The sequence below is a fragment of the Streptomyces sp. NPDC051051 genome, assembly GCF_040682975.1.
Classification (GTDB): Bacteria; Actinomycetota; Actinomycetes; order Streptomycetales; family Streptomycetaceae; genus Streptomyces.
Genome location: NZ_JBFBCB010000007.1, coordinates 90486 through 112577, shown reverse-complemented (window position 1 = coordinate 112577; position 22092 = coordinate 90486). Strand labels below are relative to the sequence as shown.

Here is a 22092-nt window from a genome sequence, read left to right as displayed (position 1 = left end):
ACGCGGTGACGGTACTGAGCGCGCTCGGCATGCAGAGGGAGCGGCAGCGGTCGGCGCAGAGCGCGCCTAGAACGCCGCTGCCGCCGCCTGGAGGCCCCTCTGCCGTCCTTTCTGAGGTGGAGTGGATTTGACCCCGTGCGGCCATGCCGTGGCGGCGTTCACTGCGGTGGGTGTCGCCAAGATATGTGGGTTCAAGACAGTCAGGAACTGGCAGGCGCCGCAGGGCGTCTGTGTGCATTGGCGGCCTTGCTTCCATGGTTGCCCCTGATGTCCAACGGAGGTCAGAGTGCCCAAGCTCGTAGGCCGGTACGTCTACTGGTCTGAGAGGCTCGTCAGAGAGGTGATTGACGATAACGGGGTTCAGCTAGATTCCCGCGTCAAGTCATCGCTCAAGCTCGGTGTGGCTGGCAACGGCCTGGATGTTACGGGCCGGGATCGAGAGAAAACCACCTTCGAGGTCGCGGAAATACTCAAGAAGAAGCTGCGGAAAGCCATTGTCTCGGACTTCGACACTCCTGGTCCCGTACAGCTCGTCCAGGGAGCGAGCTGGGTTGAGGTTGCGGAGTTCCAGCGGTGGGGGTACGCGAGGCATCGCCTAGGCCAGAGGACCGCTGTAGTACATGCCCAGACGGTCACCCGGAGAGGTCGCCGTGTTGATCTCTGCCTCTTCGGGGGCATCAGAAATCTAAGGGGATACACCGTCCCAGAGGACGACCCCGTCCACGGATGGACATCATCAGCCGCTCCAGCAATCGAGGAGCTTGTCGCCTCGCGAGGTGCTGCTATGAACGAGGGAGCTGGCGATCTCTCTTCGTTCGACGAGGAGGAACTCGCCGTGGATACTCTCAGGGTCGCCCTTTCTCAAGGCATCTACCGGCATACGGACGACCACCGGGGACGCCCTGAGACTCGCGCTTTCACAGTGATGGGCTTCGAAGCCACGGAATACGTCGCCCTCATCTATAAAGACGTGACGCTCACGCCGGGTCGGTGGGATTTCCGTACCGAGCAGGAAATGATCGGCACACGTCGTATCCTCATCGGGGCTCCGCTGTGGCTGCGTACCACGCACCCCAACTCCATTAGGACGTACTTTGGTCCCGACAGAGTGGTGCTCACGCCCTCTGCTCGGCAGGCCAGTAGGCAGGAGATTTTTCAGTCTAGGCGACAGGATAGTGGCCAAGTGTCCGGCTGAGCCCCGGACTGCAAGCGAGGAAAGAGGACGGCGAGAACGCCCCTGCCGACGTCCAGGGCCTCATCTGTCTGGCCCTCTCACCGATGACACGACTGGCGAGCCTATGCCGCTGAGTGCGCTGACCTATTGGCCCGTCATCCCGCGGATCGCATCTATCTTGTGGACTGCTCGCTTCCCGTAGCTCGCGCTCACCGTCAACAGGATAGAGCCGGATACGGCGATGGGCTCCAGGCTGGACGGCAATTTGAGAGCGGCGATTAAATAAAGTGAAGCTGCTGTGGTTGCAATTGCTGCCACGGCAGTCAGCAAGAGGCGGGCAGATTCTCGCTCGGGTACTGCAATTTCTGCAATTTCATCTTCTTCCAGGATGTTGCCGAACTTTCCGTCCGCACACCTTTCGGCGATCCTGAGAATCGTTTGTGCGAATTGCTTGAGATCGGAGTCGGTCATTTCCTCGACCGATTCCTCGAACTGAGCCAAGTAGGTCGACACTCGCAGCGCATGAGTTTTCACGTATTTTCGCCGGCCGCGCTTCGAAAGCCCTTTGGTGAAACGGTGTGCAGTGCGCAGGCCGATGCGGACGTAGGTCAATTCCTCGCCGACTTTTTGGAGCGCCTTAATGCGCCTCTCTCCGCTCTTGTTGAGTGCCTCCGCGCATGCGACAAGGACGTCTGAGCAGCAATACACAAGGAACGATCGGCGGTATGTCAGGACTGTCTTCCGCCCAGGGCTTGGGACTCCGGCGAAGCCCAAAGCGACGCGTGCCCCAAGGATTACAGGGCCGACGGTCACCGCTGCGTAGAATGCGGCGATAAATAAGGAACTTGCTGCGATCTGAAGAAGGCTAGACACGAGATCTGCTGGATCTTTTGCATGCTTCACTGTGTCTGTTGCGGAGGTGATTAACGTTCCCGCTACGTCGCGCATGGATCCAGGTCTGGTGTCAAGGATGAAGATAATTGGCATTGGCCACCAGAGGCCGACGACGGCGCCGTACAGGAAGCTTATCAGGTGGCCTTTTCTCTGGAATCGCTCATAGACTCTCAATGCGAGTCGAACGCGTGGGGGTACTGCGCGATCCAAAGAGAGTCTTTCTGTGCTCGCCTTGAGCTTTTCAATCTCTTTATCGGCGGCTTCGCGTCGCTTCCGCGTCAGCCTCCCCTGCACCCCGTTAAGCATGAGTCTCATCTTTCCATGTCACAAGCGGTGGGACTGGTGATATTAGGGAACCGGTGTCACGGAGCTCGAGTAGACGTGGGCTCGCCTGACGGTGATCTACTCGATACCGTCGACTGGTGTCCAGCGCGCGTCGGGTTTGGTCACCCAACGGCGTGCGCCGGTTGATCGCGCGTGATTAGGGGAGCTGGTACGGGCATGGCGGTTGACGCTGCTCGATCGGAAGAGGGGTTCACGTCGGCGAGGGCTTCGCGGGTGATGCGTGCCGCGTGCCGGGCTGCGGGACTCGATGACGGGGGCGCGGAGTTGATCCGGCTCGGGGAGAACGCGCTGTTTCGGCTGGCCTCGGTGCCGGTGGTGGTGCGCGTGGCGCGGGGGGAGGAGTGGCTTCCGAAGGCTCGTAAGGAGGTCGCCGTCTCGCGCTGGTTGATCGGTGAGGGGTTTCCGGCGACTCGGGCCGTCGAGGACCTGGAGCAACCGCTGTTGGTCGACGGGCACCCCGTGACCTTCTGGCACCTCATCGTCGAGGGCGACCGCAAGGCCACGTACGAGGAACTTGGCGGCATCTTGCGGGATCTGCACTCCATGACTGTTCCGGCCGGCCTCGACCTCCCGGCGTATGAGCCCTTCGACAAGTCGGCACTGCGGTTGGAGCGGGCTCAGATTCCGGCAGACGACAAGGCGTTCCTGCTGAAGCGGGCGCGGGAGCTTCGGGACAAGTTCGCCGAGTTGCGGTTCGACTCTCCGAAGGGGCCGGTTCATGGGGATGCCCATGTGCAGAACCTGATGGTGAACGACCAGGGGCAAGTGATCCTGATCGACTTCGAGTACTTCTGCTTCGATCATCCGGAGTGGGATCTCATGGTGACGGCCGTCGAGCATCACAGCCTTGGGTGGCAGACCGATGAGCAGTACGGCGGCTTCGTCCGGGCCTACGGACGCGACCTGTACGACTGGCGCGGCTACGAGACGCTGCGCGGGCTTCAGGAATTCGGCATGACCACATGGCTCATGCAGAACGTTCAGGAGGACGAGAGGACAGCGGCGGAGTACCGGAGGCGGATCGATGGTCTGCGAAACGACGACGCACCGCGAGACTGGCGACCGTGGTAGCCGCTACTCGTCGTCGTCCAGGCGGGCGAGCGCATCGGCGACCTTCTCATTGAATGTGGCAACCGTCGGGTTCCCCGCGTGCACGCTGACCTCCTGCTGGAAGTCGCTCACGTAGCGCTGGAAGCGGGAGGACTGGAGGGATTCCCCGCCGTCGACTGCCAGGCTTGCGGTGGTGACGGCGGCCTCCAGTTCTCCGTTCAGTAGCTGGCTCTGGGCCAGCACCATGCGGCAGAAACCGAGGGTGCGGGCGTATTTCGGGTCTGTGCTGTCCACGGCTCGTTGGGCCTGTTCGAGGGCTTGGCGGCGCATCTTGAGGTCGCGGTAGCAGTGGCAGAGTTCGCCCATGAGTTCCGCGGAGTCGAAGTAGCTGAGCCATGCGGGGTCCTCGGCTGTGTCGGCACGCTCGAAGTGCCGTTCCGCCTCGTTCATGGCTCGGCCGGCTGCGATGCGGTCGCCTGCGTTGGAGAGGGCGCGGGCTTCCATCGCCGAATAGTTCGCCATGGCGCGCGGGGTGGCCCGGCCCTTCGCACCCTCGACCGCGGCGCGGGCAAGCTGAATGGCCTGGGCGTGGTTCCCGAGGTAGTTGGCCTGGTGGCTGAGGTTGCCGAGGATCCGGGCGCCGAACATGCGGTCGTCGATCACCTGGGACAGGCGCAGGGTGGAAGTGAGGTAGCGGTGGGCCAGTCGGTGGTTCCCGGCGTCGTACGCGGTCCACGCGAGCAACTGGGAGACCTCGGCGGCGGCGCCGTAGAGCGCGTTTCCCACCTTCTGGCTGTAGCTGGCATCGAGCAGGGGGAGTACCTCGTGCCGGAAGTAGTGGCGCAGCGCCTTGTGGCCGTGTCCTCCGCCGTATTTGAAGTCGAGCATCATGAACGTGGCGGCTGCATCCCTGATCGCCCGTACGTCACGCATGCCGACTCGTTGATGAGCGGGTCTGTCTGCCTGGATGCCGTCGGGGCGCGCGATCATCCATGTCAGGACTGCGGAGCTGAGATCTGTGTCCGAGACGGTCAGACCGGCCGGGTCGGGGGCGTCGGCGCGTTCCTGGGCGAGATCGTCGAGTAGCGACAGGACGTCGGGTACGTCGCGCGGGTAGCCGATCGGCTGTGGCGCTGCGGGCTGCGTGTGGTCGAAGAAGCCGAGTTCACCGGGGCTGATGCGGCGGCCCAGTTTCTCGCTCAGTACGTCCGCCATGATCGTCGCCGTCTGCGGTTGGATTCCCGCGCCGTTGCGCCACCGCTGTACGGAGACATGCGTGGTTCCGAGAGGGATCCCGCGTCGTGCGGCTGCGTCTTTCATCCGGCGTGCCAAGCCCTTGTTCGAGACCTGGGCTTCGTCCATGACGGCGGCTAACTGCGCGTTCGGTTCCCGGCTCATGCTCCCCTGCCAACCCGGAATGACGGCGAGTGTTCATCGTGTCACAGCAGTATCGCCCTGGGGGGTTCATTGACGAACCCCCCTTGTCCCTGCCGGTGTTCACGTGAACCCCCTGGTGAACGCTCCCGGACAGAGCCGTGCCCCCGTGTACTGGCTTGCGTGAGGCAAGCGGTGTCGTGGAGGCCGTAGGCGGCCCGGAGAGGTACGGGATGAACGCGAGGAAAGCCGAACAAGTGGCGCGTGAGCTGGACGCGTTCGCCCACTGGTTCGCGGCGCCGGATCCGGCGAGCGCCGGCCACTTCCTGACGCTGAGGCTATTCGCCGAGTCGCCTGACACGGCGCGTGTGGCACGAGACGTGACCGTGGTGTTCCTGCGGGATGCGGGCGCCGAGGAAGCCGCGGAAGACGCCCGGCTGGTCGTCTCGGAACTGGTCGGCAACGTGGTCAATCACGCTCTGCCGGACCAGGGACTTGCTCGTCCGGGCGGGGCTCGACGGGTCGACGTGACCTTCAAGGTCTGGCCGAAGTGGCTGTTCATCGGCGTCGGAGACGAGGACTCGTCGCCTCCGCTCCTTCCCCTCGGAGACACCTTTCCGCCCGGACTGGCGGGGGAGCTGTCGGAAGCGGTCCTGCCCGACAACGGCCGTGGACTGCTCATCGTTCAGCGACTGGCGGCAGCGGTCTGGTGGACCCCGGAAGAGCGGGGCGGCAAGACGGTCTGGTGCCGCTTCGACCGTCAAGGCAGCGCGGAGGACCGTACACGCCACTGAACTCCGGACCGTCGCCCATGCTCACTCCCTCGCGATCGGGAGCGGGTGGCGGTTCGGTCACCGGCCGGGGAGTGACCACTCCGGCCAAGAGGCACGGTCCCTCTCCGGGGTGACCTCCCCTGTGCCCCCTGCGTGAGGGGCCGTGCTTCACAACCTCATACCGAGACCGGGCCACCCCATCAGCCCTGGAAAGCGAAGGGTGGCCCGGTTGGGGACACAGCGTTCCCCGGTGCCAGATGGTACCGGGGTCGCTGTGCTGCGTCGCTTCTGACCCTGGAATCAAAGGAGTTGACGACCCATCAAGTTGAGGTGAGCGAAGGTGTCTGGTTCGCGGGAGGACTGGCTCGATGACGGTCTGGACGACGTCACGGGGATGGAATCAGGTCTGTGGGTGCGTGGCGTCGACTACCTGGCGGGTTGGGGCGTGGCGCGGGAGTCCGCCGACCGACTGAATCGGGCTCTGCTGGGAGCCGGCTTCGAGCTGTCGCAGTTCCGGGCCGTTGCCTCGACGAATGAGCACGGGCGCGGAGTGGTGCGGCTGGCGGGCCTGCCGGACGCCGCGGACCGGCTCGCCCAGCTCTTGGAGACGCGTGCCGATGGTGATGACGGCGGTGCCCGGTGAGGGGTGTTTCCGCTGGTGAGCGGCGCGCGTGGGCACGTCGTCGGCTGGAGGGACTTTGGGCGGGAGCTGCCATGGGGCGAGTGAACAGGGGGCCATACGCTCGCCCGGCGAATCGGGCAGGTACTGGACCTGCCCGCGGTTGTGCCCGATTGGCCCCCTGTTCTTCGAGGCTCGCCCCATGGTGGCTGCCTAAAGTCCCGGAGGCCGGCGACCCCCAGCCCCGTGGGATCCGGCCCTCGGCGGTCGGTCGACGCTTCGACTCCTCGGGCCGGCTGCCGTGTGGGGCGTCCGGCGACCGGCCGGGACCGGCGTCCACGCCGCACGCCCGGCCGGGGCGGCCGGGCGACCCGGCGCGCCGCAGGCGCGCCCTTGAGGAAGTGAAGACTGTTTCGACCGATCCCCGTTGTCGTTCACGCCTGGCGGCGTCGGGTGGGCTCCTTCTCGGCGGTGATCCTGTGGGTGAGTTCGGCGCGGTCCGCTCCGATGCGGAGTTCTTCGAGGATCAGGGCCTGGTCGTCGGTGCCGCAGGTGACGCGGGACAGGTGCAGGACCGGGGTCGCGTCGGGCAGGCGCAGCGCGGTGCGCTCGTCGGGGAGCGGCATGCGGGCGCGTACCGTCTCGGACCACCACAGCTTGTGTCCGGCCTTCGTCAGCATCGCGTAGACCGCTGCGGGTTCGGCGTCCGGTGCTGCGGCGAGATCGGGTACGGCCTCGGCGGTGGCGAACGGGATCAGCGTGCGGTGCATCGCACGGGTGCCGGTTGCCGGATCGGTCAGCAGCCGGTCACAACCGAAGATCGCTTCCTCGGCCTGGATCTCCAGAAGGTGTGCCGTGGCTTCGGTGGCGTGCGTGCGGTAGGTGCTGGGCTGCTCGGCCTGTTCCCAAGTCGTGGCGCCGTGCAGGACGAATTGACCTCCAGTGGTGCGCCCCACGTAGCTGGGCAGGCTGACGACGGGTCGTCCGTCGGCGCGCACGAAGCTGCCCTTGCCGTGGCGGACGTCGATCAGTCCTTCCGCGCGCAGTGCGGAGACCGCGTTGCGAACGGTTGGACGCGAGACCTTGTAGAGGTCCATGAGCTGCGCCTCGGAGGGCAGCGGGGCGCCTGGTTCGTACTCGCCGGACAGGATCGCTTCGCGGATGGCGGCGGCCACCTGCTGGTAGAGGGCTCCGGGGCGCTGGATCTCCGACATCTCTGCATCTCCGACGGCTCGGGGTCGTAGGCACGTCGCACGCGCGACATCACTCGTCAGCATAAGTAGTTGCGCTCTCGCCGTACAGCGCTCCATAGTCATCACTCGTAAGGACAAGTGACGTCAGTATCAGATTGGCGTCGTGACAGGCCTAGGAGGCCAAAGAACATGCAGTCCATTCCCGTGGACACGACGCGGCTCGGCGTACTGCGGTGCGCCATCGCGCCGGAAGTGAAGATCAGCAACTCCGAGACACAGGAGGTGAAGAAGGACCGGGACGGCAATCCCGTCTACACCGTGGCCGTCACCGTGCGGCAGGACCGGCGGCGGATCTCCGTCATCGAGATCGCCGTCAGCGGTGAGCCGACCGGGATCGAAGAGGGACAGATCGTCAAGGTCACCGGCCTGATGGCGTTCATGTGGTCGATGGGCGACCGCCACGGCGTCAGCTTCCGGGCCGACGCCATCACCCCCGTGCGAGCGGCTGCCGCGCACGGCAAGGGCGGTGACGCGTGATGGGACCCGTCATGCTCGCCTTCGCCTTGGCCGTCCTCGCCTGGATGCTCGTGGTCGGCGACCTGGTGCGCCGGCATCGTCCGGTCTGGCACTGGTACGTCGTCGGCTACCCGGTGACCGCCTGGCGGATGGTGTTCACCTGGCGCCGGGTCGCCGTCCTCAACGACCTCGCGGTGTCCCGGCTCCCGGCCCGGACCCTCGTCGGTCACCTGCTGGTCAAGGGTGACCCCGTGCGGCCGGTGGCTCCTCGGTGCTCGTTCCCTCGTGCCACGCCGATGGGGCTGACGGTGGCCGTGCGACTGCACGCGGGCCAGACCCCGGCGACGTACCTGAAGGCGGCGGACGCCTTCGTGCACGCATGGAAGGTGCACGCGGTCCGGGTCACCTCCCCGGAACGGGGACTCGTGCTGCTGACCGCGATGGCCAGTGATCCGCTGGAGCGGCCCGGCTTAGCCACGGCTCCGGCCGAACTCCTCTGCGCTCTCATCGGCGCGCTGGAGACCGGCGGCGCATGGGTGATGAACCTCCGCCTGGTCCCGCACTGGCTGATCACCGGGGCCACCCGGTCCGGCAAGTCCACCCTGCTGGCCCGGCTCATCACCCAACTCGCCACACAGCGCGTGGCCTTGGTCGGCATCGATTGCAAGGGCGGCATGGAACTCGGCCTCTTCGCCGGACGGCTGACCGCGCTGGCCACCTGCCGACGGGAAGCGGTCGCGGTTCTCTCCGCCCTCGTCGTCGAAATGCAGGACCGGATGAGCGCCTGCCGGTCGGCCGGGGTCCGCTCCGTCTGGGAGCTGCCGGACAAGCTCCGCCCGGTCCCGGTCGTCGTCCTGGTCGACGAGATCGCGGAGCTGTACCTGTCCGACGGCACCCGTGAGAGCAAGGCGGAAGCCGAACAGTGCTCCACGCTCCTGCTGCGCCTCGCCCAGCTCGGCGCCGCCCTCGGCATCCACCTGGTCATCGCCGGCCAACGCGTCGGATCCGACCTCGGTCCCGGCGTCACCGCCCTGCGTGCCCAGCTCGCCGGCCGCATCTGCCACCGGGTCAACGACCCCGGCACCGCGGAAATGACCCTCGGCGACCTCAACAAAGACGCCGTGGCCGTCGCCCAAGCCATCACGGCAGAAGAACGTGGGGTGGCCGTGTGCACCGGCCCTGACGGCGGCTGGAGCCGCGCCCGTTCCCACCTCACCCCCACCGATGAAGCCGTGGCCACCGCCCGGAAGCACTCCGCAATGACCCCGGAACTGCCTCTCGTCGCCCGCGCACTCGCCGCACTCGAAGGAGACAACAAGTGATCAGCGAAGGTACGGCGTTCACGTTCGCGGTGGTCTTCGGGATCGTCACCGTCCTCCTCGTCCGCTCCCGCGACGTGCGCGCCTGGGAAGCGGTCTGCGTCGGCCTCTTCGGCCTCTACCTCGGACAGACCCCCGTCGTCTTCACCGTCCACGGCCTCGTCACCTGGGTCATCAGCGGCTTCTCCCACACCTGAGCGGAAAGGACACCGGACCATGCCCATGCCCCGCGTGAGGTGCCCCCACTGCAAGGGTGACGGCGCCCGCAAGACCTGGACAGGACGCCTGCGCCGCTGCCGCATCTGCCGCGGCACCGGCACCATCCGCTGAACCCCCACCGACCACGAAACGGAGTGATCCCCATGACCCACCACACGCCATCCACCCACACCCCTGCCGCTACCGCGGCTCACCCCGGAAGGTCACCACCATCACCCCGCAGTACACCCCGGCCGACAGGCGCGCCGTCCTCGACCGCGCGGCGCGCCTGCGTCAGCTCTCCGAAGCAGACCGCGACGCCATCCGCCTCGCCCAAGACCCCCAGTTCGCCCGCTGGCTCGAACAGATCGTTTCCACCGGCGGCTGCGCACACCCCGTCCACCTCTCCGGCTCCACATCGACCCTGGACGCGGAGACCGGCGAGATCCTCCACCACTACGACACCCGCGACGAACCCGGTGAACGCCTCCTCGTCCGCTGCCGCAACCGACGCGCAACCATCTGCCCCGCCTGCTCCCGTCTCCACGCGGGCGACACCTTCCACCTCGTCCGCGCGGGCCTCCTCGGCGGCAAGAACGTTCCTCCCACGGTCCGCAACCGGCCCCGCCTGTTCGTCACCCTGACCGCACCGTCGTTCGGACCGGTACACCGAGCCGGGGGACGATGCCGGCCTCGCCGCGACCGCACCACCTGTGAACACGGCCGTGCCCTCGGCTGCGGCGCCGCTCACGCCCCGGACTCATCCGTCGTCGGCCAACCTCTGTGCCTGAACTGCTACGACCACGCCGGCCACGTGCTGTGGCACGCGCACGCCTCCAAGCTGTGGGACCGCTTCGTCATCGACGTCCGGCGACGCCTCGCCTCCTCGGCCGGCATCGTCCAGTCCCGCTTCGCGGCGCACGCCCGGCTGTCCTTCGCCCGCGTCGCCGAGTACCAGAAACGGGCGGCCGTCCACATCCACGCCGTGGTCCGCCTCGACGGCCCCAATGGACCGGACGACGAACCCCCGACCTGGGGCACCGCCGAGCGCCTGACCGATGCCGTGCGGGCCTCCGCCGGCCGGGTCCTGGTCCGCACTCTCTACAGCCCGGCCCTCGGTGAACTCACTCTCGGATGGGGCTCTCAGATCGACATCCGCCCCCTGCGCTCCCACGGGGACGGCCCCGACGATGACGCGGTAGCCGCGTACGTCGCCAAGTACGTCACCAAGGGCGCGGACGAGACAGGCGCCGGTACCGACCACAAGATCACCGCCTGGGACGACATCGACGCGGCGCCTGTGAGCGAACACGTCCGCTCCCTCATGCGGGCGTGCTGGCGCCTCGGCGGCCTCCCTGAATACGAGCCTCTGCACCTACGCGCCTGGACTCACACCCTCGGCTATCGGGGCCACATCCTCACCAAATCCCGCGCCTACTCGACGACGTACGCGGCGCTTCGCGCCGAACGCGCCCACCACGTCGGACACGTCGACATCCCCGACGCGATCACGGACGCCAGCTGGCGCTATATCGGGTCGGGACACACTCCGGGAGCTGCTCTCATCGCGGCCGGAATCGCCGAGGACCTTGCAGAGTCTCGGCGGCTCGGTGCAGAAGCGCGACAGGAAGAGGGGTGCGACCGATAGCGACTCCCCTTGACCCCGAGTCTCGGCACCCGCTACGTCCCACCTCGGTTCGTGACTCGGACGAGAAGCGCATGAGCCTGATCGAGAGCGAGATTGTGATCGTGGACGACGACGGCACCGAGACACCGTTCGATCCCGCGTCGTGGTTCGCGTGAGACGAGAAGCCGCCTCCCCGTACACCTTGGGGAGGCGGCTCTTTGCGTGCGTCGGCCGGGTGGCGTCAGAGGGCGTCCGCGAAGTCGTCCTCTCGGATCACGAGCCGCTCGCGTACGTCCTTCGGGATGAGCAGACGGAGGTGCACCTTCGGGGCTCGCACCTTCGGCACCTTCGTGCGGGTGACCTCGCATCGGATGCCGACTCGGTACAGGTCTGCGGCCATGGCTTCCATGCCGCCCTCCTGCCAGTGCTCGCGGAAGGTCTTGCCTCCGTGGACGTTGACCCAACGATCCTGAGCCGTCTCGGGGTCGATGGCGTTCAGCTCCCCGATGAGCTTGTCGAGCGTGACCTCCGCCTGCTCCCTCGTGAACCTGGTCTTCGTGTATCGGCCCCCAGGTTCGAGTTCCTTCATGTAGAGCGCGATGGACTCTTGCAGGCGCTTGATCTCTCGCCGCACTTCGGCGCCCTCGGCGTACTGGCGAACCTGCACGGGGAAGTCCCCGAGGACCTTCAGCACGTCCTCCACCAGGCGCTCGTAGACCCGCTCGGGATGGGGCGCGCCCAGCCCGCCGCTCTTGCAGTTGCGGCACCGCAGGTACTGGTACGTCCCGATCTTGTTGTTGGTGATCTGCACCGTCATGTTCGTCTTGCACTCCGCGCACACCAGGACGCCGAGGAACTGCGTCGCTCCGCCGACACGGCGCGGCGGCTGGTTCTTCTTGCGCTTGTCGAGAGCGGCGCCGAGGGTCTCGAACTCCTCCTCGGTGAAGATCGGCGCAGCAACCTTGATCGGCCTGCCGTCCTTGCCGAGCAGCGGCTTCGAGCGTCGTTGTCCTCCCTGCTTGTCCTCCTCCACCCGGTAGCCGAGGAGCGCGGGGTTGCGGAGTCGGCGGTGGAGCGTGGCCACGGTGAGCCCCTGGCTCATGAGGCCGGACCGCTTCAGGCAACGCACCATGAACCGGGCGGAGCGCCCTCGGAGCGCCATCCGGCGGGCCCAGTGCAGCGCCTTGGACGCCTCGGGGTCGATGACGAGAACGAGCTTCCCCGCCGCGTCCTCGGCCGTGACGTAGCCGAACGCCGGCTTGCCGATGATCCATTCCTCCTGGGTCTTCGCGTAGTCCCACAGGTTGGAGACCCGGGTGGAGGTGTTGGCCGCCTCGATCTCGGCGATACCGCCGATGATCGTGACCATGATCTTTCCGGCCGTCGTGGTCAGATCGAGGCTGTCGTTCTTCGATACGAGGTTCTTCCCTCGCTTCAGGCTCCACTCGATCATCGTCGAGAGATCGGAGAGGCGACGTACGAAGCGGTCGAGCTTCCAGAACAGGATCTCGTCGAACTCGGGGGAGCGGTTGTTCAGCCAGTCCCCGAGCTCCTTCCTCTTCCACGGCGGAACCTTCGTCGCCGACACGTTCAGGTCGGAGGCGACCCCGACGACCCGGCAACCTCGTTCCCTGGCCAGGATGCGGAGGTCGAGCTCCTGCCGTACCGGCGACGTCGACTCGTCCGTCAACACGGACAAGCGGACGGACAGCAGGGCCCGCGGGGCGTCCTCGGGGAGTAACTCCTCAGCCCGCTTCAGCTCCTCCAACAGTGCAAGGTCGGCTTCCGTCCACTCGGCTTCCACGCTGTAGGCCGCTCGGTCCGCTGCGGACCGGCGCTGTCCTCGTTTCCTCATGCGGGCCAGCGTAGGCCTGGTTTTAAGCGTTTTTCCATATGCCCGGCGATGGACACCTCCATCCAGATCGGCCCCACGGGCAAGAAGCTGCTGCCGCTGACGGTCGTGAAGTAGCGCCACCGCGCGCGGGAGGGCCCGGCCGCACCGTTCGGTGCGGCCGGGCCCTCGTACGTGGGCGGGCGTCCGGGCGTCCGATGACGCGGGTCTTCCGGGCGGCGGCGCGAAGTCGGGGCGCGCGAGGTGGCGACCACGGGATCCGGACGGGCCGCCGTGGCGTCCTCGTGGGTATGGACCTCGACGAACCGTCCGGCGGACCGCCCGTCCGCCGGCCCGCGCCGCAGCAGCCCGAGGGGTGTCTCGTCGTCGCGATCCGGCTGCCCGTGCGGATCGTCGCGCTCGTACTGGTCCTGCCGGTGCGCATGGCGTGGGACGCGCTCGTCGTCGCCGGCCGCTTCCTGAACGGCATTCTGCTGCGCCCGCTCGGCCGGGCCCTGCTGTGGCTGGGCAGGGTCCTCGTGGTCCTGCCCCTGACGGGCCTGTGGCGGTACGCCGTCGTCCCCGTCGGCAAGGCCCTGGCCTGGCTGGCGCAGGTGCTGGTCGTCGCCCCGCTGGTGTGGTGCCACCGCCACCTCCTCACCCCCGTCGGCCACGCCCTGGCCTGGCTGTACGCGCATGTCCTCACCCCCGCGGTCGTCGGCCTGGGAGCAATCCTGGCCCGGCTGGCGCGGTGTCTGGTCGCCGTACCCGCCCGTTGGCTGTACGGCCGGGTCCTCACCCCTGCCGGGCGGGCGATCGCCTGGTGCGCGCTGGGGGTGTGGCGGCTGCTCGCCCTGCTCGTCACCGGGATCGGCCGGGTCCTGTACTGGGTCGTCCGCGCCCTCGTCGTCCTCGTGGCGCTGCCCGCGTCGGCCCTGTGGCGGTGGGTCCTCGCGCCGGTCGGCCGGGGCCTCGCCGTCGTCGGGCGGGAGGTGTGGGACGCCCTCCGGCACGCCTGGCGGATCGCCGGACACCTCTCGCTCGCCGTCGGACGGATCCTCGGGACCCTCCTGCGGTGGATCTTCGTGGAGCCGGTGCGCCGGCTGTACCGCAGCGTGCTGACGCCGGTCGGGCACCTCGTCCGCGACATCGTGCTGCGGCCCGCCGCCGAGGCCGCGCGCGCCGTGGGCCGCACCGGACGGCAGGCCCTGGCCGCCGCCCGCGCGTCCGTGCGGCAGGCGCGCGCCGACGTGCGACGGCTGCTGTTCGGCGAGCCCCGGCGGCCCGGGCCCGTGGCCCGGAGGGAACCTTCCGGGCGCGGGGCACGTACTCTTGATAGCAGTACGACCGCTCTCACGAAGGACTGAACGACACTGGGCAAGCGACAGCCCGAAGGCCCGCCGCCCGCACCCGCGGTGCAGCGCATCCGCCTGCGCTACACCAAGCGCGGCCGCCTCCGGTTCACCAGCCACCGTGACTTCCAGCGTGCCTTCGAGCGCGCGCTGCGCCGTGCCGAGGTGCCGATGGCGTACTCGGCGGGGTTCACGCCGCACCCGAAGGTGTCGTACGCCAATGCCGCACCCACCGGCACGGGCAGCGAGGCGGAGTATCTGGAGATCGCGCTCACCGAGGCGCGGGACCCGCAGAAGCTGCGTGAGCTGCTCGACGAGTCGTTGCCCACCGGGCTCGACATCGTCGACGCGGTCGAGGCCCGTACGTCGGGGCTCGCCGACCGGCTCACGGCCTCCGTGTGGGAGATGCGCCTGCCGGGCGTGGACCCCGCGGAAGCCGACCGCGCGGTGGCCGCGTTCGTCGCGGCCGACACCGTCGAGGTCCAGCGGCTGATGAAGAACGGCGTCCGCACCTTCGACGCCCGCTCCGCCGTCGTACACCTCGAAACACTGGATCCACAGGCCGATAGGCCGACGGACCAGCCCTGTGCGATACTGCGGCTGGTTGTTCGGCACGTGACGCCTGCCGTTCGACCCGACGACGTCCTGTCCGGTCTTCGCGCCGTGGCCGACCTGGCGCCGCCGGTCCCCGCAGGGGTGACCAGGCTGGCGCAGGGGCTGTTCGATGAAGAGACCGGCGCGGTGACCGACCCGCTCGCGCCCGACCGCGAGGCAGCCGAGGCCCTGACAACGGCCGATGCGACTGCCGCCGCGAAGGCGCCGGCGTAAGGAAGGTTCCGCACAGGGACGCACGTCGTAGCGCAGCCCTCGCACTCGGGAGCCACCTGGGTCGGGCAGCGCACCGACCACAAGACTTTCGCCAGGCCGTGCACATTCGGTGTACGGAACCGGCGAGACAGGACACTAGAGAGCTCCCGTGCGGCGCCCGCGCCCCGGACGGCGGCACCGCGCACAGCGCGAGCCGCGGACGTCAACGGCGACCGATCCACCGTGATCGGCACCGGACCAGCGCGGCGCCCGGGAGCCTGACGGGAGATACGCCCGCATGCTCGAACCGACCGAATCCACAGAGTCCGTTCCGGACTCCGCATCGAACACCCCGAGCGACACCCTGCCGCCGCGTCGTCGGCGCCGTGCCGCCTCCCGGCCGGCGGGCCCGCCGGCCGGCGCCGCCGAGGCCTCCGCCGAGACCGTCGAGCCGACCTCGGCGGCCGCCGGGACCGCTGCCGACCTGGCCGCGGAGGACACCGGGGAAGAGACGACGGCTGACACCGCCGTCGAGGCCGCGGAGGCCGCGCCCGCCGCCCGTCCGCGCCGTCGCGCCAGCCGCCGGGCGTCCGCGCCCGCCGGTGCTCCGGCCGGTGCCTCCGCCGCGGCCGAGGCCGCCGAGACCGTGGTGCCCGCGCCCGCCGCCGCGCCGGTGGAGCCGACCGAGGCCGTCGCCGCCGCGGAGCAGGCCCCCGCAGAGGAACCCGCACCGCGCCGTACCCGCCGCCGGGCCACCCGCACCGTGACGGCACCCGCCGCCGTGGAGCAGACCGAGACCCCGGCGACCACCACGGAGACACCCGAGAGCGAGACCCCCGAGGCCGCCGTGACGGCGGAGCCCGCCGAGGTCGCGCCCGCCGGGCGGAGCCGCCGCAGGGCCACGCGCCGGGCGACGGCACCTACCGGTGCGCCGCAGGCGGCCGAGGCCGCCGAGGCCGCTGAGACCGCCGCCCAGGTCGCCGAGGCGCCCGCCGTGGCCGAGCAGGCCGAGCCCGCCGAGGCGCCCGTCGCCGAGGAGGCGGCGCCCAGGGGCCGCACGCGCCGTCGGGCCGCCCGTGCCGCCACCGCGCCCGCCGAGGCGCCGGAGCAGCCGGAGCAGGCCGAGGCTCCCGCCGAGCCCGCCGTCGTGGAGACGAAGGCGCCCGAGGCGCCCGCAGCGCAGGCCGAGGAGGAGGCCGGCCCCCGCCGTGGGCGTCGGCGCGTCACCCGCAAGGCCGCCGTCGGCTTCTCCGCGCCTCCGCGTCCGGCCGGTGAGGAGGACGCCCCGCGTCGTCCCGCCCGTCCCGCGGTCGCCGTCTTCCAGGCGCCCGTGTTCACCGAGCCGCGCTTCCAGACGCCCGAGCGCGCCGCCGCCGAGGCTGCTGCCACCGGGACCGAGGTGGAGGAGCCCGTCGAGGAGCCCGTGGCGCCGCCGGTCGAGGTCGCCGAGGAGCTTCCGGAGGAGCAGACCGGGTCGCGGCGCCGCCGCAGGCGTAGGGCCGCCGGTCCCGCCGAGGAGCCCGCCGAGCCGGCCGTGGCCGCCGAGCCCGCCGCCGAGGACGAGACGGAGCCGGAGGAGGCCGACGAGGCCGCCGACGACACCGACGACGGTGACGACGACACCGACGAGGGCGCGTCGCGCCGCCGTCGCCGCCGGGGTGGCCGTCGCCGCCGTCGTGGTGACAGCGCCGAGGGCGACTCCGGTGAGGCCGACGCCGACGTCGACGACCTGGCCGCCGAGCAGGCCGCGCAGGACGTCGAGGACACCGCCGAGCAGGAGGACGAGGACGCCGAGGAGGGCTCCGCCGACGACGAGACGGGCTCCACCGCGGGCAGCCGTCGCCGCCGCCGTCGTCGGCGCCGTGCCGGGGACTCCTCGACCGACGCCGAGCCGGGCGCCGGCGACCCGGAGCGCACCGTCGTCAAGGTCCGCGAGCCGCGCAAGGCCGGCGAGCCGTCCGACGAGGTCCAGTCCATCAAGGGCTCGACCCGTCTGGAGGCGAAGAAGCAGCGCCGCCGCGAGGGCCGTGAGCAGGGCCGCCGCCGCGTCCCGATCATCACCGAGGCCGAGTTCCTGGCCCGCCGCGAGGCCGTCGAGCGCGTGATGGTCGTCCGCCAGCACGGCGACCGCACGCAGATCGGCGTCCTGGAGGACGGCGTGCTCGTCGAGCACTACGTCAACAAGGAGCAGGCCACCTCCTACGTCGGCAACGTCTACCTGGGCAAGGTCCAGAACGTGCTGCCGTCGATGGAGGCCGCCTTCATCGACATCGGCAAGGGCCGCAACGCCGTCCTGTACGCCGGCGAGGTCAACTTCGAGGCGCTGGGCATGGCCAACGGGCCGCGCCGCATCGAGTCCGCCCTGAAGTCCGGCCAGCCGGTCCTCACCCAGGTCACCAAGGACCCGATCGGGCACAAGGGCGCCCGTCTGACCAGCCAGGTCTCCCTGCCGGGCCGCTACCTCGTGTACGTGCCCGAGGGCTCGATGACCGGCATCAGCCGCAAGCTGCCCGACACCGAGCGGGCCCGGCTGAAGAGCATCCTCAAGAAGATCGTCCCCGAGGACGCGGGCGTCATCGTGCGCACCGCCGCCGAGGGCGCGAGCGAGGACGAGCTGCGCCGTGACGTCGAGCGGCTCCAGTCGCAGTGGGAGGACATCCAGAAGAAGGCCAAGAGCGGCAACGCCCCGACGCTGCTGTACGGCGAGCCGGACATGACCGTCCGCGTCGTCCGTGACATCTTCAACGAGGACTTCACCAAGGTCGTCGTCAGCGGAGACGAGGCCTGGTCGACCATCCACGGCTACGTCTCCCACGTCGCCCCGGACCTGGCCGACCGGCTGTCGAAGTGGACCTCCGAGGTCGACGTCTTCGCCACCTACCGGATCGACGAGCAGCTCGCCAAGGCACTGGACCGCAAGGTCTGGCTGCCCAGCGGCGGTTCGCTGGTGATCGACCGGACCGAGGCGATGGTCGTCGTCGACGTCAACACCGGCAAGTTCACCGGTCAGGGCGGCAACCTCGAGGAGACGGTCACCAGGAACAACCTGGAGGCGGCCGAGGAGATCGTGCGCCAGCTCAGGCTGCGCGACCTCGGCGGCATCATCGTCATCGACTTCATCGACATGGTGCTGGAGTCCAACCGGGACCTGGTGCTGCGGCGCCTGCTGGAGTGCCTGGGCCGGGACCGCACCAAGCACCAGGTCGCCGAGGTGACCTCGCTGGGTCTGGTGCAGATGACCCGTAAGCGGGTCGGCCAGGGCCTGCTGGAGTCGTTCTCCGAGACCTGCGTCCACTGCAACGGCCGCGGTGTCATCGTCCACCTCGACCAGCCGACCGCCGTCGGTGGCGGCGGTAAGCGCAGCAAGAAGCGCGGTCGGGGCGGCGACGCCCACGAGCACGAGCACGAGACCGCCGCCGAGACCGTGGTGAGCGCCGGCGAGGAGACCGAGAGCGTGGCCGAGGTCGCCGCCGAGGCGGCCGAGCCGATCGCCCTGGAGGCGCCCGACTTCGAGCCCGACGAGGAGCTGTACAGCAGCGTCGCCGAGGCGGAGGCCGCCGCCGGCCGCGGCCGTGGCCGCCGCCGGTCGAGCCGCCGGGCCTCGGCCCCCGCGGGTACGCCGAGGAGCGGTGCGCCGAAGCGGGAGGCCGTGTCCGAGCCGGTCGCGGACGCGCCCACGGCGCAGGACGTGACCGCCGAGGCGGAGGCCGAGCGCCCGGTGCAGCCGGCCGAGGCCGCCGTCGCGCACGCCGCGCCGACGGCCGTCGAGGACCCGGTCGTCGAGGCCCCCGTGGCCGAGGCCCCCGCCGTCGAGGAGGCGGCGCCCAAGGGCCGTACGCGTCGGCGGGCCACGCGCAAGGTGTCCGCGCCGGCCGGTTCGCCCGCCGGTGCGGAAGCCGCCGTGGTGACGGTCGCCGAGCCGGCGCCCGCACAGGTTCCGGCGGAGCAGCCCGAGGCGCGGGCCGAGTCCGTCACCGAGCCGGCCGCGGAGCCCGTGGCCGAGCCGGTCGTCGAGAGCGCGGCCCCGGCCCGTCCGCGGCGCCGCGCCGTGCGCAAGGCCACCGCGCCCACCGCACCCGAGGAGACGGCCGTCGTGGTCGTCCCGTCGGTCGCGGCGGAGGTTACGGTGGACGCCTCCACGGAGGCCCCGGCCGAGCCTTCGGTCGAGGTCCCGGCGGAGGCCGCGGCCACCGCCGAGGAGCCGGAGGAGGGTGCCCCGGTCAAGAAGACGGCCGCCCGCAAGACGGCGAAGAAGGCCACGGCGAAGAAGGCCGCCACCAAGAAGACCGTCGCGAAGAAGACGGCCGCGAAGAAGACGGTGGCCAAGAAGACGACGGCCAAGAAGGCCGCGAAGTCGGCGGCGTCGAAGACGACGACCGCGGCGGCGCAGCAGGCCGTGCCGTCCGTCTCGGCCGGCACGGAGGACTGATCGTCCCGCCGGCCCCGCGGCCGGCCGGACGACGGCGGCGGGTGACGCCCGGTGGCAACCGGGTGGCGCCCGCCGCCGCTCCTGTCGTGCCGCGTCGCCCGGCGTTCGGGCGCGCGTTAACCTGTCTCTCGCTTGTGATGAAGCGGACCTCAAGAACAGGTTTCTCTGTGGTAACCCTGGGGAAAATCGCCGTCTCCGTGCTGGTAACGTGAACCGTGGTCTCGGTGGCGACAGCCATGCCCGCCGGGACCGCAGCCGACCAGCACCTCCGGCCCTCCGGCTCGGATACGGCTGTCTTCCCGCAAGGAACCCTCGGGGGGCGGGGTCCTGTGTACAAGCCGTTCGCCCGCCCACAGGCAGCGGTGAACACCCAGGGATGCGGCCGTGCTGATCTCGACGCGGCCCCTTCCCGATGAAGCACGACGCGCCTTTGAGGTCGCCGTAGAGGAGGGGATGTCGATGACCGACGCCCATGAGTTCATACCGGCCGCCAAGCCTGTGATCGGCGAGGAGGAGATCGAGGCCGCGGTCCGCGTACTGCGCAGTGGCCGCGTCGTCCAGGGGCCCGAGGTGGCCGCCTTCGAGGAGGAGTTCTCGGAGCTGGTCGACGGGCGCCACTGTGTCGCCGTCAACTCCGGCACCTCGGCGCTGCACCTGACGCTGCTGGCCCTCGGCATCGGTCCGGGCGACGAGGTCGTCGTCCCCTCGTTCTCGTTCGCCGCCTCCGCCAACGCGGTGCGCCTGGTGGGTGCGGACGTGGTCTTCGCCGACATCGAGGCCGACACCTTCTGCCTGGACCCGGCCGCCTTCGAGGCCGCGATCACCCCGCGCACCGCCGCCGTCATGCCCGTCCACCTCTACGGCCACCCGGCCGCGATGGACCGGATCATGGCGATCGCGCAAGCGCACGGGCTCGCCGTCGTCGAGGACGCCTGCCAGGCCCACTCGGCCGCGCTGCACGGCACGCCGGTCGGTGCGTTCGGCTCCGCGGGCACCTTCAGCTTCTACCCGACCAAGAACATGCACAGCCTCGAGGGCGGCATGATCTCCACGGCTGACGCGGAGGTCGCGCGCACCCTGCGCCTGCTGCGCAACCAGGGCATGGAGCAGCGGTACGCCAACGAGATCGTCGGCGCCAACGTGCGGATGACGGACGTGTCCGCCGCGATCGGCCGCGTGCAGCGCGCCAAGCTCGGCGGCTGGACCGGGCAGCGCATCGCCAACGCCACCTACCTCACCGAGCACATCACCGCGCCGAACGTGGTGGCTCCGAAGGTCGCCGAGGGCGCGCGCCACGTGTACCACCAGTACACGGTGCGCATCCAGGGTGACCGCGAGGCCGCCATGGCCAAGCTGACCGAGGCCGGCGTCGGCAACGCGGTCTACTACCCGACCCCGATCCACCGGCTCAAGCCGTACTGGGAGCCGGACCAGAAGGCGGGCCGTTCCTGGGACCTGCCGGAGACGGAGCGCGCGGCCGCCGAGGTCGTCTCGCTTCCCGTCCACCCCGCGCTGTCGGCGCAGGACCTGGAGCGCATCGTGACCGCCGTGAACGCGCTGGGAGAGCAGCTGTGACCAAGCCTCTGCGGGCCGGACTCGTCGGCCTCGGCTCGATGGGGCGTCACCACGCCCGTGTCCTGGCGGGCCTGGACGGCGTCGACTTCGTCGGCGTCGTCGACCCGATGGGCGACAAGTTCGGTGCCGCGCAGGGTGTGCCGGTCCTGAACACGGTCGAAGAACTGATCGCGCTGGGCGTGGACTACACGGTCGTGGCCTGCCCCACCCATCTGCACGAAGAGGTCGGTCTGGCGCTCGCCGACGCCGGCGTCTGCGCGCTGATCGAGAAGCCGGTCGCCGACACCGTCGAGGGCGCCCGCCGGCTCGTCGAGGCCTTCGAGTCGCGCGGCCTGGTGGCCGGCGTGGGCCACATCGAGCGGTGCAACCCGGCACTGCGCTCGCTGCGCGCCCGCCTGGAGGCCGGCGAGCTGGGCGACGTCTACCAGGTCGTCACCCGCCGCCAGGGGCCGTTCCCGCACCGCATCGCCGACGTCGGCGTGGTCAAGGACCTGGCCACGCACGACATCGACCTCACCGGCTGGGTGACGGGCCGTCAGTACGTGTCCATCGCCGCGCACACCGTCTCCAAGAGCGGCCGTGAGCACGAGGACATGGTCTCCGCGGTCGGCCGCCTGGACGACGGCACCATGGTCAACCACCTGGTCAACTGGCTGAGCCCGCTCAAGGAGCGGTTCACCTCGGTCACCGGCGAGCGCGGCTGCTTCATCGCCGACACCCTCACCGCCGACCTGACCTTCCACTCCAACGCGGCGGTGACCACCGAGTGGGAGGCCCTCCAGGCCTTCCGCGGTGTCTCCGAGGGCGACATGATCCGCTACGCCATCCCGAAGCGCGAGCCGCTGCAGGTGGAGCACGAGCTGTTCCGGGACGCGGTGCTCGGCGAGCCCGCCGACATCTGCACCCTGCGGCAGGGCATGCGTACCGTGGAGGTCGCTGCGGCGGTTCTCGCTTCGGCGACCAACGGCGGTACCGTCCATATCGACCCGGTCGAGCACGTGGCTGCCCGGTAGCTT

At 69.7% G+C, this 22092-nt stretch carries 17 protein-coding genes; 13 read left to right on the top strand and 4 right to left on the bottom strand.

Annotated features, from left to right (window positions below; genetic code table 11):
• Positions 1-286 precede the first annotated feature (286 nt).
• A complete protein-coding gene (locus AB0N31_RS07995; RefSeq protein ID WP_366057525.1) occupies positions 287-1195 on the top strand; it encodes a hypothetical protein in 909 nt (302 codons plus the stop codon).
• Positions 1196-1318: 123 nt separating this feature from the next.
• Here AB0N31_RS07995 and AB0N31_RS07990 read toward each other — a convergent pair whose 3' ends face one another.
• The gene (locus AB0N31_RS07990; RefSeq protein WP_366057524.1) at positions 1319-2383 is read right to left on the bottom strand and encodes a hypothetical protein; all 1065 of its coding nucleotides are present in this window, start codon (positions 2381-2383) and stop codon (positions 1319-1321) included.
• Positions 2384-2569: 186 nt separating this feature from the next.
• Here AB0N31_RS07990 and AB0N31_RS07985 point away from each other — a divergent pair, with 186 nt between their 5' ends.
• Positions 2570-3484: an aminoglycoside phosphotransferase family protein gene (locus AB0N31_RS07985; RefSeq protein WP_366057522.1), complete on the top strand. Its 915-nt coding sequence runs from the start codon at positions 2570-2572 to the stop codon at positions 3482-3484.
• Positions 3485-3487: 3 nt separating this feature from the next.
• Here the strand turns inward: AB0N31_RS07985 and AB0N31_RS07980 are convergent, their stop codons facing one another.
• Positions 3488-4861 carry a sporulation protein gene (locus AB0N31_RS07980; RefSeq protein ID WP_366057521.1) on the bottom strand — a complete coding sequence of 458 codons (1374 nt, stop codon included), beginning with the start codon at positions 4859-4861 and terminating at the stop codon, positions 3488-3490.
• A gap of 209 nt (positions 4862-5070) precedes the next feature.
• On the opposite strand from AB0N31_RS07980, the gene AB0N31_RS07975 reads away from it, so the two are divergent.
• Both AB0N31_RS07975 and AB0N31_RS07970 read left to right on the top strand, forming a co-directional pair.
• On the top strand, positions 5071-5631 hold the full coding sequence (locus tag AB0N31_RS07975) for an ATP-binding protein (protein ID WP_366057617.1): 561 nt from the start codon (positions 5071-5073) through the stop codon (positions 5629-5631).
• A gap of 319 nt (positions 5632-5950) precedes the next feature.
• A complete protein-coding gene (locus AB0N31_RS07970) occupies positions 5951-6253 on the top strand; it encodes a hypothetical protein (RefSeq protein ID WP_366057519.1) in 303 nt (100 codons plus the stop codon).
• A 410-nt stretch (positions 6254-6663) separates the two neighbouring features.
• Here the strand turns inward: AB0N31_RS07970 and AB0N31_RS07965 are convergent, their stop codons facing one another.
• Positions 6664-7443, bottom strand: a complete 780-nt coding sequence (locus tag AB0N31_RS07965; protein ID WP_366057518.1) for a GntR family transcriptional regulator — start codon at positions 7441-7443, stop codon at positions 6664-6666.
• Between the two features lie 168 nt (positions 7444-7611).
• Here AB0N31_RS07965 and AB0N31_RS07960 point away from each other — a divergent pair, with 168 nt between their 5' ends.
• The 4 genes from AB0N31_RS07960 (at position 7612) to AB0N31_RS07945 (ending at position 11103) form a co-directional block, all read left to right on the top strand.
• Positions 7612-7959 carry a hypothetical protein gene (locus tag AB0N31_RS07960; RefSeq protein ID WP_366057517.1) on the top strand — a complete coding sequence of 116 codons (348 nt, stop codon included), beginning with the start codon at positions 7612-7614 and terminating at the stop codon, positions 7957-7959.
• Positions 7959-9260: an FtsK/SpoIIIE domain-containing protein gene (locus tag AB0N31_RS07955; RefSeq protein ID WP_366057616.1), complete on the top strand. Its 1302-nt coding sequence runs from the start codon at positions 7959-7961 to the stop codon at positions 9258-9260. The genes AB0N31_RS07960 and AB0N31_RS07955 overlap by 1 nt, the downstream gene beginning before the upstream one ends.
• Complete coding sequence (locus AB0N31_RS07950) at positions 9257-9454, top strand: hypothetical protein (RefSeq protein WP_366057515.1); 198 nt, start codon at positions 9257-9259, stop codon at positions 9452-9454. The genes AB0N31_RS07955 and AB0N31_RS07950 overlap by 4 nt, the downstream gene beginning before the upstream one ends.
• A gap of 182 nt (positions 9455-9636) precedes the next feature.
• Entirely contained in the window at positions 9637-11103 is a 1467-nt protein-coding gene (locus AB0N31_RS07945) for a replication initiator (RefSeq protein WP_366057615.1), read from the top strand.
• Between the two features lie 220 nt (positions 11104-11323).
• Here AB0N31_RS07945 and AB0N31_RS07940 read toward each other — a convergent pair whose 3' ends face one another.
• Positions 11324-12886 (bottom strand): recombinase family protein, encoded by a 1563-nt coding sequence (locus AB0N31_RS07940; RefSeq protein ID WP_366057614.1) that lies wholly within the window; start codon positions 12884-12886, stop codon positions 11324-11326.
• 338 nt (positions 12887-13224) lie between these two features.
• On the opposite strand from AB0N31_RS07940, the gene AB0N31_RS07935 reads away from it, so the two are divergent.
• The 5 genes from AB0N31_RS07935 to AB0N31_RS07915 all read left to right on the top strand — a co-directional run bounded on the left by AB0N31_RS07935 (position 13225) and on the right by AB0N31_RS07915 (position 22089).
• Complete coding sequence (locus AB0N31_RS07935) at positions 13225-14280, top strand: hypothetical protein (protein WP_366057514.1); 1056 nt, start codon at positions 13225-13227, stop codon at positions 14278-14280.
• Between the two features lie 48 nt (positions 14281-14328).
• Positions 14329-15093 carry a TIGR03936 family radical SAM-associated protein gene (locus AB0N31_RS07930; RefSeq protein ID WP_366057513.1) on the top strand — a complete coding sequence of 255 codons (765 nt, stop codon included), beginning with the start codon at positions 14329-14331 and terminating at the stop codon, positions 15091-15093.
• Between the two features lie 277 nt (positions 15094-15370).
• A complete protein-coding gene (locus AB0N31_RS07925; RefSeq protein ID WP_366057512.1) occupies positions 15371-19501 on the top strand; it encodes an Rne/Rng family ribonuclease in 4131 nt (1376 codons plus the stop codon).
• Positions 19502-19960: 459 nt separating this feature from the next.
• On the top strand, positions 19961-21076 hold the full coding sequence (locus AB0N31_RS07920) for a DegT/DnrJ/EryC1/StrS family aminotransferase (protein ID WP_366057511.1): 1116 nt from the start codon (positions 19961-19963) through the stop codon (positions 21074-21076).
• Complete coding sequence (locus tag AB0N31_RS07915) at positions 21073-22089, top strand: Gfo/Idh/MocA family oxidoreductase (RefSeq protein WP_366057510.1); 1017 nt, start codon at positions 21073-21075, stop codon at positions 22087-22089. Before AB0N31_RS07920 ends, AB0N31_RS07915 begins: the two co-directional genes overlap by 4 nt.
• Positions 22090-22092 lie beyond the last annotated feature (3 nt).

Excerpts from the sequence above, each read along its gene's own strand:
- AB0N31_RS07990 (WP_366057524.1), bottom strand. The coding sequence starts at position 2,383 with ATGAGACTCATGCTTAACGGGGTGCAGGGGAGGCTGACGCGGAAGCGA.
- AB0N31_RS07985 (WP_366057522.1), top strand. The coding sequence starts at position 2,570 with ATGGCGGTTGACGCTGCTCGATCGGAAGAGGGGTTCACGTCGGCGAGG.
- AB0N31_RS07980 (WP_366057521.1), bottom strand. The coding sequence starts at position 4,861 with ATGAGCCGGGAACCGAACGCGCAGTTAGCCGCCGTCATGGACGAAGCC.
- AB0N31_RS07975 (WP_366057617.1), top strand. The coding sequence starts at position 5,071 with ATGAACGCGAGGAAAGCCGAACAAGTGGCGCGTGAGCTGGACGCGTTC.
- AB0N31_RS07965 (WP_366057518.1), bottom strand. The coding sequence starts at position 7,443 with ATGTCGGAGATCCAGCGCCCCGGAGCCCTCTACCAGCAGGTGGCCGCC.
- AB0N31_RS07960 (WP_366057517.1), top strand. The coding sequence starts at position 7,612 with ATGCAGTCCATTCCCGTGGACACGACGCGGCTCGGCGTACTGCGGTGC.
- AB0N31_RS07955 (WP_366057616.1), top strand. The coding sequence starts at position 7,959 with ATGGGACCCGTCATGCTCGCCTTCGCCTTGGCCGTCCTCGCCTGGATG.
- AB0N31_RS07935 (WP_366057514.1), top strand. The coding sequence starts at position 13,225 with ATGGACCTCGACGAACCGTCCGGCGGACCGCCCGTCCGCCGGCCCGCG.
- AB0N31_RS07925 (WP_366057512.1), top strand. The coding sequence starts at position 15,371 with ATGCTCGAACCGACCGAATCCACAGAGTCCGTTCCGGACTCCGCATCG.
- AB0N31_RS07920 (WP_366057511.1), top strand. The coding sequence starts at position 19,961 with ATGACCGACGCCCATGAGTTCATACCGGCCGCCAAGCCTGTGATCGGC.